Here is a 13,668-nt window from a genome sequence, read left to right as displayed (position 1 = left end):
ATTTTATCAGATTGAAGGATATCTGATAAAATTTCATATGTATATAAAAGGAGAGTTATGAAAAGATTGAAAAACCTCTCATCGTTTATTGTTATGGATATTGTCAAAGAGGCTGCAAAGTATCCCGATGCCATCCATTTTGAGATAGGTCAGCCCGATATTGCACCTTCCCAAAGAGTAAAAAAAGCTATGCAAAAAGCTCTTGATAAAAACAGTTTTGCCTATACCGAAAGTTTGGGACTCGGAGTTCTGAGAGAAAAGATAGCAGCCTACTACAAATCAAAATACGGTATAGATGTGCCAAAAGAGCGCATAATAATCACCCCTGGAACAAGCGGGGCGTTTTTGGTGGCATACTCTCTTGCACTCGATTACAACGAAAGCATAGGCTTGCCTGATCCGGGATATCCCTGTTATAAAAATTTTGCGTATATTTTAGATATAAAACCTGTTTTTATAAATGTTTTTAAAAACAGCGGCTACAAGGTTACAACCGAACATTTGAAAAATCTGAAAATCAAAGCACTGCAAATCTCGTCTCCAGCGAATCCAACGGGAAATGTTTACGAAAAAAACGACCTGAAAGAGCTTATCGGATATTGTGAAAAAGAGAATATAAAATATATATCAGATGAGCTGTACCACGGCCTTGTATATGAGGGCAAAGAGCATACTGCTCTGGAATTTAGCGATGAGATTTTTGTAATAAACGGTTTTTCAAAATATTTCTGCCTGCCTGGTCTGCGGCTCGGCTGGATTGTCGTACCGCAAAGATATACAAAAGATGCGGAAAAAATTGTCCAAAACCTGTTTATATCACCCCCGACACTGAGCCAATATGGAGCTTTGGAAGCTTTTGACGAAGAGTATCTCTCAAAAGTCAAAAAAACTTTCAAAAAAAGAAGGGATTTTCTATACGAAGCTTTAAAAGATATATTTGAAATAGATGCAAAGCCACAGGGAGCTTTCTATATCTGGGCCGATATTTCCAAATATTCCGACGACAGTCTATCTTTTGCAAAAGAACTTCTTGAAAACTCCCATACAGCAGTAACTCCCGGACTGGATTTCGGAAAAAACGAGACAGAAAGATATATCCGGTTTGCATATACAACCGATATAGAAAAAATGAAAGAAGGAGTCGAAAGAATAAAAGAGTATCTTTCCAACAGATATCAATCATTTTGACACATAATAGACACACATTTTATGGTAGAATTTCGAAAAATTTCCATAAAAAGAGAATATGAGCCGTAAAAAGATAAAAATTTTACTATCCGTTCTACTGTTTGCAACAGCTTTATCCTCATTTTTTCATCACCATGATATAAGCGAAGCAAAAAGCGATTGTACAATATGCATACTTCAGCACAATATTGCGGCTGATATCCCCGATTCAGCACAATTGCCCGATTTTGAACCTGCAAAAGAAAATATTCAGACTCCTCTTGTATCTTTTTATGTATCTTCGATACCAAGTTCCAGGTTTTCAAGAGCACCTCCTAAAATCTCCTGATTTTACACAATTCAACTCTATTTAAACCATAAAAAACTTTATCAGGAGATGTAATGAAAAGGATATTTATTGCTTTTTTTGCTTTTCTTCCGCTGTTTGCACAGACAGATACCGAAGAGCTTAAAAAACTTATCGAAAAACAGAATATTATTATAAAAAAGCTCCAAAAAAGAGTCGAGTCACTGGAAAACGAGAAAAAACATCAGATGAAAGCAGAACTTAAAGCCCATTTGCACGAAGAAGAAAAAGAGAAGCATAACATTCCGCAGATTTCTCTTGTTTTAAATTCCAGTGCTCTATACAGAGATATTTCAAATGATCTTTATACAAACTATTCCATTCCCGGGTTTATCGAAGAGGGAACTGCCGAAATACCTTTTAATCCGGACAGAGGGTTTAACTTCAATTATGCAGAGTTTAACCTCCATTCCGAAGTTGACGGATATTTTGATGCAGATGCAATTTTTCATATTTCTAAAGACTCCATCGAAATTGGCGAAGCATACGTAACTACGACAAATCTGCCATACGATATGAGTTTGAAAGGCGGAAAATTCAAAAGCGGTTTCGGTTATATCAACGCCTATCATCAGCACAGATGGAATTTCAGCTATATTCCTCTTATTTATGAGGCAATCTTCGGTCCGGAGGGGCTTAATGAGCAAGGTATTCAATTCCAATGGAACTCTCACTCGTATCCTCTGAGTGTCGGTTTTGAAGCACTGCAGGGTAAAAACGATCGTAGTTTCGGTTACACATCAAGTAATTCACTATATACCTGCTATATGAAAACTCATAAAAAATTTGGCGTTTTTTCAATCAACGGGGAGCTTAGCCTCGCATCAGGCAAAAACGAAAGCGGACATAACACTACTGTCTATGGAGCGCACTTCATTGCAAAAAAGAGCCTTTCTGAACGCTCAGAGATACTTTGGCAAAACGAATATTTGTACAGAAATAAAAAAAATGATGCCCAGACTCTCAAACAGTCAGGCTTTTATACAGAAGCTGTCTATATGTACAATAATGAAATAGGAGGGGGACTCAGATACGGTGCAATACTCAAAAATGAGCCGGATTTTTCGGAAAATCTGGACAGATATTCGGCTATGCTTGTTTTCAAACCTACGGAGTTTTCAAGACTCAGACTGCAGTACAGCAAAGACCGGTCAAAATATATCGATAATGAAAGAAAAGAGATTGATGAAATCATGCTGGAACTCAATATCATTACAGGAACACATTATCATCAGAAATGATTTCGAAGAGAGCTTAAACGCTCTCTTCTTCAGCTTTCTCTATTGAGAGTCTCTCTGCAAAAACATAAACTGCCGCATTATATAGCATGATATAGTAAGCAATGACCATTACTACAGGAAAGAGTATGATGCTCATCGCCATAGCAAATACTACCAGACTCAACGCAAAGAGTATAAGTGACCATTTAACTATAAAAATTAAATATTCCTTGTTAAATGTTGTTTTCCATACTGTCGGACTGAAAAGAAGAAATATGGATCTAAATGCTTCCGCAAAACGATCTTTTTTTATGGCTAGTCCCATAACAGCAGGAAAAACATAAAACAAAAATGATGCAATTACAATAAGAAAAAACATGGATACACCCATACTCCCACTCATATAAACCATCATCTCTTCTCTGGTCATTGTCTGCATATCCTGCATAACTACAGCTCCGCCCCCCAAGGCAAAAATAAGATAGAAAATAATTCCCAAAACGATACCAATCGATAGATAAGCAGCCGTTACTCCTGCCGCCACATTGATAAAATTTCCTATAAGCTCACCTATTCTGGTATTTGCCGCTATCTTTTTTATGTCCTCTTCGTTTTCCAAAACTATTACTGCTTTTCCGAAAAAGACCTGAATGGAAAAAGTTACAACAAGACTTAAAATAGAAAATATCATCCCAGCAGCCGGTATAAGAGTCAAAAGTTCCACTATTATAATAATGGCAACCGCTGTAAAGGATAAAGCGTAGTTTCCTTTAAAAAAATTTGCTGCCAGCATAAGCGCAGATATGTTTGTAGGTTTTATTTTGTGCATATTATATCCTTTTGTACACGTTGGGCACCATAGTCACTCACCAAAATACTCCGTCGCATAACTTTTGAGTTTTTTATAAACTTTTTCAAAATCGATACTGTAAACTCTCGTGTGCCCTACGGAAGTGATAAAATTTGTATCCCGCTGCCACCTTGGAACAAGATGCATATGTATATGCTCTTCAATCCCGGCCCCGGCTGCCGCACCCAAATTCATTCCTATATTTACACCCTCCGCGCTAAATCTCTCTTTTAAAAGCTTTACTCCTCTTTGAGAAAGCTCACACATTCTAAGCCAGATATCTTTATCCAACTCTTCTAAAGCCTCAGTATGAAAATGCGGGATTATCATAAAGTGACCCGGAGTATACGGATATTTGTTCATTACAACAAAACAGTTTTTATCTCTGTAAAGAACATGATGTTTCTCATCCATTGCCGGATTTTTACTTATATGGCAAAAGACACACCCTTCTATCTTTTCACCCGTAACGTATTCAGTCCGCCAGGGTGCATATAGTATATCAAACATTTTTCACTCCGTTAAATCGTTATTAATAAATGGCAAAATCTTAATGGTAATATCCAACCTTGCTTATGAACTTTTTCACTCTACAAATACCCAGACAAGTTCCGGAAAAACTATAATTATAACCAACGCAATTATCTGTAAAGCTATAAAGGGAATAACTCCTTTATATATCTCTCCCGTTTTTACAAGTTTTCCTGCAGCTCCTTTGAGATAAAAGAGCGAAAAACCGAAAGGAGGTGTTAAAAACGAAGCCTGAAGATTCATAGCTATAAGTATGGCAAACCAGATAGGATCTATTCCGAACTCTTCTACAATAGGTACCAGTATAGGCACTACGATAAAACAGATCTCTACAAAATCGACAAAAAAACCGAGTATAAAGATAGCGGCCATAGCGGCAAATATAAATACCCAGACATCTCCTATATCTTCGCTGAAAAACTCCAGTACCAGATCGCCGCCGTCCGCTTCGTTGAAAACAAGGCTGAATGCAGTCGCCCCGATAAGAATCATAAATATCATGGATGTAAGTTTCACAGTTTCCAAAGAGGCATATTTGAGCATCTCCAGGCTGAAACTTCTGTTCAAAATACTGAGCAACAGTGCGCCTATCACACCTACAGCAGCAGATTCAGTCGGAGATGCAATACCGAAAAATATGCTTCCCAAAACGGCAAATATCAGCAAAAGAGGCGGTATTACACTTTTAAATACATCTATTACTATCTCTTTTCCTGGTTTTTCACTCTTTATGGCCGGAGCGCTTTGGGGCTTCAGCCATGCGACTGTCAAGATATAGGCTATATAGAGTCCAACAAGAATAAGACCCGGTATAACGGCAGCTTTAAAGAGGTCTCCAACACTTACACTCATAACGTCGCCAAGCACAATAAGTACTATTGAAGGCGGGATTATCTGCCCCAGAGTTCCGCTTGCAGCAATCGTTCCGGAAGCCAGCTTACTGTCATATCCGTGTTTTATCATAATAGGCAGCGAAATAAGACTCATCATTACAACGCTTGCACCTACAATTCCTGTAGCCGCTGCAAGTATGGCTCCCACTACCACTATGCTTACGGCAAGTCCGCCTCTAATGCCACCAAAGAGTCTTCCCATGGACTCGAGAAGTTCTTCAGCCATTTTTGTCTTTTCCAAAACAAGCCCCATCATGATAAAAAGAGGAACGGCCATGAGTGTGAAGTTTTGCATAATGCCATATATTCTGAAAGGAAGAAGGCTGAAGACTTCAAGTCCGATTTCAGGAAACAGGGCAGCAAACAAAACGGCAACAGTACCGAACACAAAAGCAACCGGAAAACCTAAAAGCAAAAGAATGAGTGCCGAAACAAACATTATGAGGCCAATCATTTGGCCTCCCTGAGATAAAGAATGTTCTTTATCACTTCAGAGATAGCCTGAAGCGCAAGGAGAGCGAAACCCAAAGGAATTGCCGATTTTATAACATATCTGCAACAAAGCCCTCCCGGATCGGAAGAGGACTCATGCTGCATATAGCTCATCATCACAAAATCAAAACTGTAATATATGATAAAAATACAAAAAGGAATAATAAAAAAAAGCGCACCGGCGATATTTATATAGAGTTTCGTCTTTTTGGAAAACTTCTCATAAAAGATGTCTACCCTGACATGCTTGTCATGTTTAAGTGAATAGGCAAGGCCCAAAAGAAAAACAAGATCAAAAAAATGCCACTCCAGTTCCTGTAAAGCGATAGAGCCGCTGTGAAAAAGATATCTGTTTACAGCATCGAAAACTATCAAAAGTGCCAGTAAAAAAGATAAAAGTGCTGCAATATATGCCGTATATTTCGTAAGAGTATCGATAAAATATGAAAGTCTCTTCATTCCTCACCTCTACATAAAACTCGGAGCATCATTTGAAAAAAGTATCAAATCACCGGCTTTTGTTTTGACGGCCAAAATTTCCTGAAGTTTTGTTTTGTCTTCAAGGATAATTTTTTCTGCTTTTTTTATATTTTTGTCCAGCACATCTCTGTTCAACTTTCCGGTGATTATAACAAGATCGAAAACTTCGTCAATTTTTTTAGCCAATTTTTCATTTGCCTCTGCCGTGCTCTCTACAATTCCTGGGGTTACCAACACTTTTCTTCCTCTGAATGTGTCGACAAGTTCGTACGAACTTATCATACCCTCCAGATTACCGTTGAAACTGTCGTCTATTACTGTTTTTCCGCCGGCTTCTATTTTTTGGAGCCTGTGTTCTACGGGCTTTAGTTCACTTACACTTTTTTGTATCTCTTTTATATCCATTCCCAACTCTTTTGCCACCATAATCGCGGCAGTTATATTAACAGCGTTGAAAGCACCGAGCACGGGAGCTTCAAAATGGTATATCCGCTCATCAATTTCCAAATCGAATGAAACACCGTTAAGATCAGCTTTGAGATTTTTTATATTTTGCCCGAACTTTACGATATTTTCTTTTGTTTTTACCGGTATTTCATAATACAAAAAAGCCTTTTTGAGCCTTTTACTGGCAAGTAGTTCAAGCTTGGTCGCAATAATCCTCTCCAAAGACTTGAAATACTCTATATGCTGTTCGCCTATTTTTCCTATAATTGCATAATGATGATTCAAAAAAGTAGCTATTTCGTAAATATCCCCCCTCTCTCTGGCTCCGGCTTCTACCACATAAATCTCGGTATCGTTCGGCAGTTTTTCGTTGATGTCTTTCAATATACCCGCAAGTGTATTTACGCTTCCGGGAGTTGCATAGGTTTTAAACTTTTTTGAAAGTATCTGTGAAGTGTAGTTTTTTATGCTAGTCTTTCCATAGCTCGCTGTAATGGCAATAATGGTCGGGTCTATATTATCGAGTCTTTTTTTGGCCTCTTTTTTAAAACCTGCAAAAAGAATTTTTTCTATGATATTACCGGCAATCAGGGCAGCGGCCAAAGGCAGTATAGTACTGAAAACTCTGCAGTCAAATTTGGCAAGGCATAAAAGATCAAAAAAGAGAGAAAAAAGAACAAGTGCAGCAAAAAAACGTTTTACCCTGCCGGTAAATACAAGTTTTTTGTCAATTTTGCGCTGCCATAGCCATAATGCGGCAACATATGGAATAAGAACAGCCCACACATACTCTCTTAAAGCTATGTAAGCAAAAAGCGGTATAAAAAAGAAAAAAATATGCAAAAGTTGATTATGGTGATGTAGAATGACCCTTTTAAGCCTGTAGCTATACCACTGTAAATTTAATATTAAATAATATCCCATAGCGAGAATCAGCAGAATATGACCTGTCAAATGTAAAATCTTCTCCAATGTCTTCTCCGTAAATTAGTAAATTATTTCAAAACCTTTATCAGATATATCATCTATAGGTTCTATTTCCACCTTCTCTACTCGAGATAATGGAGAACCTTTTTTCAGCCCTTCCAGAAAAAGCCTAAACTTTTCATCATCTTCAAAAGTTGCAGCCGCCTCTACTCTCCCGTCAGGTAGATTTCTAACATATCCGCTTATACCGAGATTTTCGGCGAGCTCTTTTGTATATTTACGAAACCATACTCCCTGAACCCGCCCGCTTACGATAAATCTATAGCTTTTCATAGTTTTCCTCAATACTTTTTGCGATTATGGAAGAGTTTTTCAAAAAGAAGTAGTGATCGCCCTCATATACTTCAAAACGGCAGTTTCGCAAAAGAGAGGCTATCTTCTCTCCTGCAGCCAAAGGTGTAGCTTTATCCTCTTTTCCCCAACAGACAAGCGTTCTGCCCTCATATTTTTCAAAGAGCGGAGCAAAATCCTCATCTACAACATTTTTAAATGTTTCATACATATTTTGCGGCATATCTTTTGCATCTTTTGAGACAAAAAATCTTCTGATTTTTGCTCCACCTACAGGTTTAAGCAACTTGAACAGAGCTATTTTTGCCCTCACTTTCAAAGATTTTGGCAGTTTTATGCCAGCAGTAGAGAGCAGCACAAGAAGTTTAGGCTTTAAAAACAGCGCAACTTTTCCTCCAAAGGAGTGACCAACCACGATATCCTTTTTCGCACCGATTTTGTTTAAAAAAATATCGATAATATTTGCATAATCTACGGTTGTCAGAACTTCACTGTTGGGACTTTTGCCAAAACCCGGCATATCGACATAAATGTGCCTGAATTCGCAAAGAGTTTTTGAAAAAGCGCTCTTCATCACCTTTTTATTGCTGCCCCAGCCGTGTAGAAAGACTATATCATCCTCTTTTTGCAAATTTAAAATATCATAACTTATAGTAAAGACCTTTTCTTTATAGGATATCTCTTTTATGGCCAAAAATAAACCTTTCATAATTTTTTAAAATTTTATCAGATATGGCCTTCAAAATGATTAAATCATCACCTCTTTTTAATAAAAAAATGTTATCATGTAATTAAGTAAAATTGAAAAGGAGCAGCGATGGGTAAAAAAATTGTACTTTGTGCGGCCGTGATTCTATTAAGCGGCTTAGCATATGGAGGAGAAAATAGTTATGAAGCTGCGGTTACAGGAGCAGTAGAGTTTACGGATAACGACAGTGCACTTGAAGACAACCTCAAAAACTGGGGAATAAGAGGAAACAAAAGGTTGACTGACAACTGGCTTGCCGGAATATCCTTCGAACAGTCAAACAATGCCGATTATTCCGGTTTATTAGATGAAACGGATATAAATAGATTCGCACTTAACGCCATATATGAATTTACTCCTCAAAACAGTTATACAGCTTATATAATCGCCGGTCTTGGTTATCAGGAGATAGACAATGAAAAAGCAGGCCTTGATGACGGAAATTTTGCACAACTGGGAGTCGGTTGGAAAACAAACATCATCGAAAATCTTGATTTTCTTTTAGAAGCGAGATATTTAAGGGATTTTGAAAATGCCTATAACGATTTCGCATTGACAGCCGGTCTTTCTATACCTTTTGGAGCAAAAAAAGCTGCTCCTGTACCGGAACCAAAACCTGTCCCTGTTCAAAAAGGAAGATATATACCTTTAGACAGTGACAACGACGGTGTTATAGATGAAAATGACAAATGCCCCGCAACACCGATAAATGTGAAAGTGGATACGGATGGATGCCCTCTGGATACGGACGGTGACGGAGTATACGACTATCTCGACAGATGCCCCCATACTCCAAAAGGCGTCAAAGTGGATGAGAAAGGTTGTCCTCTTGACAGTGACGGAGACGGAGTGTATGATTATCTCGACAAATGTCCCGGAACTCCAAAAGGATTTCAGGTAGATAAAAACGGTTGTCCTATAATTTATAACTTCAGAATCAATTTTGATTTTAACTCAGCAAAAATCAAACCCCAATACCTGCCGAAAATCAAAACTTTTGCCGAATTTCTCAAAAGGAACAAACCTTACAAAGCTGAAATTCAGGGCCACACAGACAGTATCGGCTCAAAAGCTTACAACAAAAAACTCTCGGAAAGAAGAGCAAAAGCGGTATATGAAATGCTGATAAAACTTGGTGTCGAGCCTGAAAGACTAACTTACATTGGTTACGGAGAAGAGATGCCAATAGCAGACAATAGCACAGAAGAAGGAAGAGCCAAAAACAGAAGAGTAGAAGCTCATCTTTTTTACTAAACTTTTATCTGCCGGACATATCCGGCAGATAAATCTTACTTATCTGACCTTTGGCAGATGCCAGTTTCTGTAATATGCAACAAGTCTAAGTATAAAACCGAATACAAAAACTGTCAACAAAGCAAGTAAACTTGTCTGATTGAAAATATCCAGCAAAAAGACAACAGTTCCGATCAATATAGCGACACTGCCGTAGAATTCACTTAAAAGTATAAGTGGTATCCGGTTTAGAAGAATATCTCTCATTACCCCTCCTCCTACTGCAGTTATCAAAGAAAGAAGTATCACACCAAAAAAGTTAAATCCAACCTCAATTCCTGCAAGAGCACCGGAAATGGCAAATGAAGAGAGACCTATAGAATCGCTGATGATAAAAAATTTATGATTTTGGATTTCGTTTTTGGCATAAAGTTTTAATGTAGATGCAATTATCAGCGCTGCAATCACAATCAATACAGGCAGATAGTGTGTAAAAGAGTAAAGTTCTCTTGAACTTAGTATATCTCTTACGATTCCGCCTCCTAAAGCGGTAAGAAATGCCGAAACAAAAATACCAAGCAGATCAAGTCTTTCTTGTACCGCAACCCAGAATCCGCTGAGAGCAAAAGCTCCTATCCCTATAATTTCAGCTATCTCAAGGGCATTCATCTATATATTTTCCTGCAATATATCCGCTTGAAAACGCCCACTGGAAATTATACCCGCCAAGTTCACCGGTAACATTCAACACTTCTCCTGCGAAAAAAAGATTTTTTACCTTTTTGCTTTCCATATTGAGAGGATCTATTTCATCGGTTGATATACCGCCTTTTGTCACTTCTGCTCTCTCAAATCCAAATGTTCCTGCAGGCGCAAACTCATAACTTTCTAAAAGTTTCAAAATTTCTATCTCTTTTTTGCCCAAATTCTTAACAGGTTTGTCTATCAGACCAAATCTGTACAAAAACTCTTTTACAAACCTTTTCGGTAAAGGAAGCTGCGATATTAGCTGCCTGTTTTTATATCTCAACAGCTCTTCAAGCTTTTTATCGTCAAGAAAATCGACTGAAATCTTTCCTCTATCCCAATACAAAGAAGCATTTAGCATTGCAGGACCGCTAATGCCTCTATGAGCAAACAGAATATCTCCTCTTATCTCTTTTTTTGCAGTTTTTACTCTTGCCCGAAAAGATATTCCACTTAGATTTTTGAACCAAAACTCATCTTTTTGGACCGTAAATCCAACAAGAGCCGGTTTCAAAGGGACTATACTGTGTCCAAACTTTTGGGCTATTTTGTATCCTATATCAGAAGCTCCCAGTTTTTTATAACTGATCCCGCCTGTAGCCACGAGAACAAATTTTGCTTTGAAACTCTCCTTGTCGCATCTGACTATAAAAAAATCCTCTACTTTCTCAACATCTAAAATCTCATATTTCAAAAAAACCGATATATTTTTTAACTCTTTTTTAAAAATGCCCAGTATATCGTCGGATGAGTGCGGACAAAAAAACTGATTCTCTTTCCTCAGAACAGGCTTTAGTCCCTTTTCTTTGAAAAATTTAAGCAGATCTTTATTTGTAAATCTCTCAATTACACTCTGAACGAAACTTTTTTCTCCCAGATAGTTGGTCCAGCCCAGATATCTGTTGGTTATGTTGCATCTGCCGCCGCCGGATATTTTTATCTTTGCGCCTATATCACCATTATGTTCGATCAGCGCCACACTTTTTGATTTTATGACAGACGCAGCCATCAGACTGCCTGCACCCCCACCCAAAATCAAAACATCGAACTCTTTTATTTCTTATGCCTTTTCAAAAGGATTTTTATCAAATATCATATAATCTATACTCTTATCATGCGTAAAGGTTTTCAGTTCACTTCTTTCATCGCTTTTCATAAATGTCTTAAATACCGTTGCCAGATATTTACCTTCCGAATTTTTCAATCTCTCATATTCTCTTATATTGAAATTTACATATGTTGTCATAAAGACATTTTGTCCATCTTTGTCTTTCATTTCCATATTCAAAGCGACTTCCACAAACTCTTTGTCATATTTGCCTGAAAGTCTTCTTACAGAAACAATCTTTCCTACGGCAAAAGTGTATATTTTTGCAGGCAATTTTGCTCCTTTATGATTCGTGATCGATTTTTCCTATTTTCAATATCTACTTACCTTTCGCTTTCTGAATGGTATGTATATACCTGTACTCAACTTCAATATTTTTTTGTTTTGGCAGATTCTGGGCCAGATTTAATATGACATTTTCAAAGTCTTCAAAAAGATAATTCGCCATACTGCCGGGAATCGGATTTATCTCATTTAGATACACTTCGTTGTCAATAACAAAAAAATCACATCTTATCAAGGCCCCTTCAAAAAGAGGCAAATATATTTTTTTAAACACTTTTTTCAGTTCATCTTCCAGAGACTGTGCAATATCGGCCTTCAAAACCTGCTTGGTTCTGGCAAAGTCAAGATATTTTTTTTCAAAGTCCAGAAACTCGGCTTTTTGCGGTTCTTCTACCATTGAAAACAGAAAATCCTCTCCTTTGCATCCTGCAAGGTTGTACTCCTTGACACCTTCTATAAAGGGCTCAACAAGCACCTCTTCGTCAAACTCAAACGCCACATCCAATGCGAAATCAAGCCCTTTTTCATCTTTTACAACACTGACTCCGATAGAGCTTCCGAGTCTGAGAGGCTTTATGATTACAGGCAGATCAAACTCGATCTTTCTTTCACCATTTTTTGATATTAATTGATATGGCAATATTTTTACGCCTTTCTCTTTGGCAAACATTTTTGTAAAAAGCTTATTGAAACTGATAACGCTTCCCTCAATTCTGGGGCCTATATAAGGGATCGAGAAAAATTCGAACAGTGAGGCAAGTTTGCCGTCTTCGCCATCTCCTCCGTGGACGAGATTGAGCACTACATCTGCTTCAACTTTTTTCTCTTTAAGAAGCCCTTTTTGGTAAAAGCCGCCATTTTTCAAAAAGAGATTCGGATACTTTTTATAATCTTTGCTGCTAAAAAGCTTTGATTTCATTTCACTTTCCGGAATGAGATAAAACTCCCTCCCGGCATCCAAAAAGATAAATTGAAGCTCGTTTTCTTTTATGATATCTTTCAAAGCAATTGCACTGACTATGCTTATTTCGTGTTCAAAACTCTGTCCGCCAAAAACTATCGCGATTTTCATTTTATTCCTTTTTGCACACTATTCAATTTCTATTTGATCTTCTGTATCTTTCTAAGTGCCTCTTTTACCAAATCAGCCGTATTGTCCGATTCGCATTCTGAGAGTACTTTTGAAATATGCTCTTTTTTAAATCCCAGACTCTCAAGCGCCATCTGGGCTTCCTGATGTGCACCGCTAACTGTTTTGCCTCCGGAATCCAGTTTAAAATCGCCTAATTCCACCAATATCCTTGAAGCGCTCTTCGGGCCGATTCCGGGTACTTTCTTCAGCATCGACAGGTTGCTCTGTTCAACAATTTGCACAAATGTTTCCGGTTTAAAAGTAGAACATATCGCCATAGCGACTTTTGGCCCTACCCCGTTGATTTTTATCAGGGTATCAAACATCCTCTTTTCGTTGATATCAACAAAACCGTATAAGGCTTCGTTATCTTCTCTTATTATATGTGTGGTATGAAGTCTTATTTCTTTCTCTTTTATTTCACTGCTGCAGTTTACAGAAACAAACACTTCATAAATTACACCGCCTACATTCAAATGAACAAATGTCGGCTCTTTCTTTTCAACTTTTCCTACAAGACCTATTATCAACTCATTCTCCAAATCGTTTTCGATATTGTATTTAAATTATGATAAATTTATAATTTATAAAAGCAGAGTCAAATATCTCTTTATAAGTTATAATTTTTTAATAATAATTTTTATAAAATAGAGCCGTCTCGGCTAACTGTATTATTTACCCAAGATAAAA

General features: G+C 37.6%; 16 protein-coding genes. 4 read left to right on the top strand and 12 right to left on the bottom strand.

Annotated elements, in window-relative coordinates:
* The first annotated feature begins 57 nt into the window (after positions 1-57).
* Genes EPR_RS04460 through EPR_RS04450 form a run of 3 tightly spaced genes read left to right on the top strand, consistent with a single transcriptional unit; the run spans position 58 to position 2,775 of the window.
* On the top strand, positions 58-1,188 hold the full coding sequence (locus tag EPR_RS04460) for an aminotransferase class I/II-fold pyridoxal phosphate-dependent enzyme (protein ID WP_200764073.1): 1,131 nt from the start codon (positions 58-60) through the stop codon (positions 1,186-1,188).
* A gap of 58 nt (positions 1,189-1,246) precedes the next feature.
* Complete coding sequence (locus EPR_RS04455; RefSeq protein WP_200764072.1) at positions 1,247-1,516, top strand: hypothetical protein; 270 nt, start codon at positions 1,247-1,249, stop codon at positions 1,514-1,516.
* A gap of 53 nt (positions 1,517-1,569) precedes the next feature.
* Complete coding sequence (locus EPR_RS04450; RefSeq protein ID WP_200764071.1) at positions 1,570-2,775, top strand: hypothetical protein; 1,206 nt, start codon at positions 1,570-1,572, stop codon at positions 2,773-2,775.
* A gap of 13 nt (positions 2,776-2,788) precedes the next feature.
* Here the strand turns inward: EPR_RS04450 and EPR_RS04445 are convergent, their stop codons facing one another.
* From EPR_RS04445 to EPR_RS04415, 7 genes are all read right to left on the bottom strand, one after another.
* A complete protein-coding gene (locus tag EPR_RS04445) occupies positions 2,789-3,583 on the bottom strand; it encodes a hypothetical protein (RefSeq protein ID WP_200764070.1) in 795 nt (264 codons plus the stop codon).
* A 33-nt stretch (positions 3,584-3,616) separates the two neighbouring features.
* Entirely contained in the window at positions 3,617-4,114 is a 498-nt protein-coding gene (locus EPR_RS04440) for an HIT family protein (protein ID WP_200764069.1), read from the bottom strand.
* A gap of 75 nt (positions 4,115-4,189) precedes the next feature.
* The gene (locus EPR_RS04435) at positions 4,190-5,482 is read right to left on the bottom strand and encodes a TRAP transporter large permease (protein ID WP_200764068.1); all 1,293 of its coding nucleotides are present in this window, start codon (positions 5,480-5,482) and stop codon (positions 4,190-4,192) included.
* A complete protein-coding gene (locus EPR_RS04430; protein ID WP_200764067.1) occupies positions 5,479-5,979 on the bottom strand; it encodes a TRAP transporter small permease subunit in 501 nt (166 codons plus the stop codon). Before EPR_RS04430 ends, EPR_RS04435 begins: the two co-directional genes overlap by 4 nt.
* 9 nt (positions 5,980-5,988) lie before the next feature.
* On the bottom strand, positions 5,989-7,419 hold the full coding sequence (locus EPR_RS04425) for a Mur ligase family protein (protein ID WP_234697177.1): 1,431 nt from the start codon (positions 7,417-7,419) through the stop codon (positions 5,989-5,991).
* Positions 7,420-7,434: 15 nt separating this feature from the next.
* A complete protein-coding gene (locus EPR_RS04420; protein WP_200764066.1) occupies positions 7,435-7,707 on the bottom strand; it encodes an acylphosphatase in 273 nt (90 codons plus the stop codon).
* A complete protein-coding gene (locus tag EPR_RS04415) occupies positions 7,694-8,419 on the bottom strand; it encodes an alpha/beta fold hydrolase (RefSeq protein ID WP_200764065.1) in 726 nt (241 codons plus the stop codon). The genes EPR_RS04420 and EPR_RS04415 overlap by 14 nt, the downstream gene beginning before the upstream one ends.
* Positions 8,420-8,542: 123 nt before the next feature.
* Between EPR_RS04415 and EPR_RS09325 the strand changes: the two genes are divergently transcribed.
* Positions 8,543-9,727 (top strand): OmpA family protein, encoded by a 1,185-nt coding sequence (locus tag EPR_RS09325; protein WP_200764064.1) that lies wholly within the window; start codon positions 8,543-8,545, stop codon positions 9,725-9,727.
* A 39-nt stretch (positions 9,728-9,766) separates the two neighbouring features.
* Here the strand turns inward: EPR_RS09325 and EPR_RS04405 are convergent, their stop codons facing one another.
* From EPR_RS04405 to ruvA, 5 genes are read right to left on the bottom strand one after another with little or no spacing between them, the layout of a single operon-like run.
* Positions 9,767-10,375: a trimeric intracellular cation channel family protein gene (locus EPR_RS04405; RefSeq protein WP_200764063.1), complete on the bottom strand. Its 609-nt coding sequence runs from the start codon at positions 10,373-10,375 to the stop codon at positions 9,767-9,769.
* Positions 10,362-11,486: a BaiN/RdsA family NAD(P)/FAD-dependent oxidoreductase gene (locus EPR_RS04400; protein ID WP_420827469.1), complete on the bottom strand. Its 1,125-nt coding sequence runs from the start codon at positions 11,484-11,486 to the stop codon at positions 10,362-10,364. The genes EPR_RS04405 and EPR_RS04400 overlap by 14 nt, the downstream gene beginning before the upstream one ends.
* Positions 11,487-11,513: 27 nt before the next feature.
* Complete coding sequence (locus tag EPR_RS04395; protein ID WP_200764061.1) at positions 11,514-11,834, bottom strand: hypothetical protein; 321 nt, start codon at positions 11,832-11,834, stop codon at positions 11,514-11,516.
* A 46-nt stretch (positions 11,835-11,880) separates the two neighbouring features.
* Positions 11,881-12,918, bottom strand: a complete 1,038-nt coding sequence (locus tag EPR_RS04390) for a D-alanine--D-alanine ligase (RefSeq protein ID WP_200764060.1) — start codon at positions 12,916-12,918, stop codon at positions 11,881-11,883.
* Between the two features lie 29 nt (positions 12,919-12,947).
* Complete coding sequence (gene ruvA / locus EPR_RS04385) at positions 12,948-13,508, bottom strand: Holliday junction branch migration protein RuvA (RefSeq protein WP_200764059.1); 561 nt, start codon at positions 13,506-13,508, stop codon at positions 12,948-12,950.
* Positions 13,509-13,668 lie beyond the last annotated feature (160 nt).

The sequence above is a fragment of the Nitrosophilus alvini genome (assembly GCF_015100395.1).
Lineage (GTDB): Bacteria > Campylobacterota > Campylobacteria > Campylobacterales > Nitratiruptoraceae > Nitrosophilus > Nitrosophilus alvini.
The sequence above is the reverse complement of the archived record's forward strand: the minus strand, read 5'-3'. Positions and strand labels throughout refer to the sequence as shown.

Bases quoted from the DNA above. Each gene is read 5' to 3' on its own strand.
- EPR_RS04430 (WP_200764067.1), bottom strand. From the start codon at position 5,979: ATGAAGAGACTTTCATATTTTATCGATACTCTTACGAAATATACGGCA.
- EPR_RS04455 (WP_200764072.1), top strand. From the start codon at position 1,247: ATGAGCCGTAAAAAGATAAAAATTTTACTATCCGTTCTACTGTTTGCA.
- EPR_RS04435 (WP_200764068.1), bottom strand. From the start codon at position 5,482: ATGATTGGCCTCATAATGTTTGTTTCGGCACTCATTCTTTTGCTTTTA.
- EPR_RS04420 (WP_200764066.1), bottom strand. From the start codon at position 7,707: ATGAAAAGCTATAGATTTATCGTAAGCGGGCGGGTTCAGGGAGTATGG.
- EPR_RS04440 (WP_200764069.1), bottom strand. From the start codon at position 4,114: ATGTTTGATATACTATATGCACCCTGGCGGACTGAATACGTTACGGGT.
- EPR_RS04390 (WP_200764060.1), bottom strand. From the start codon at position 12,918: ATGAAAATCGCGATAGTTTTTGGCGGACAGAGTTTTGAACACGAAATA.
- EPR_RS04405 (WP_200764063.1), bottom strand. From the start codon at position 10,375: ATGAATGCCCTTGAGATAGCTGAAATTATAGGGATAGGAGCTTTTGCT.
- EPR_RS04445 (WP_200764070.1), bottom strand. From the start codon at position 3,583: ATGCACAAAATAAAACCTACAAACATATCTGCGCTTATGCTGGCAGCA.
- EPR_RS04460 (WP_200764073.1), top strand. From the start codon at position 58: ATGAAAAGATTGAAAAACCTCTCATCGTTTATTGTTATGGATATTGTC.
- EPR_RS04450 (WP_200764071.1), top strand. From the start codon at position 1,570: ATGAAAAGGATATTTATTGCTTTTTTTGCTTTTCTTCCGCTGTTTGCA.
- EPR_RS09325 (WP_200764064.1), top strand. From the start codon at position 8,543: ATGGGTAAAAAAATTGTACTTTGTGCGGCCGTGATTCTATTAAGCGGC.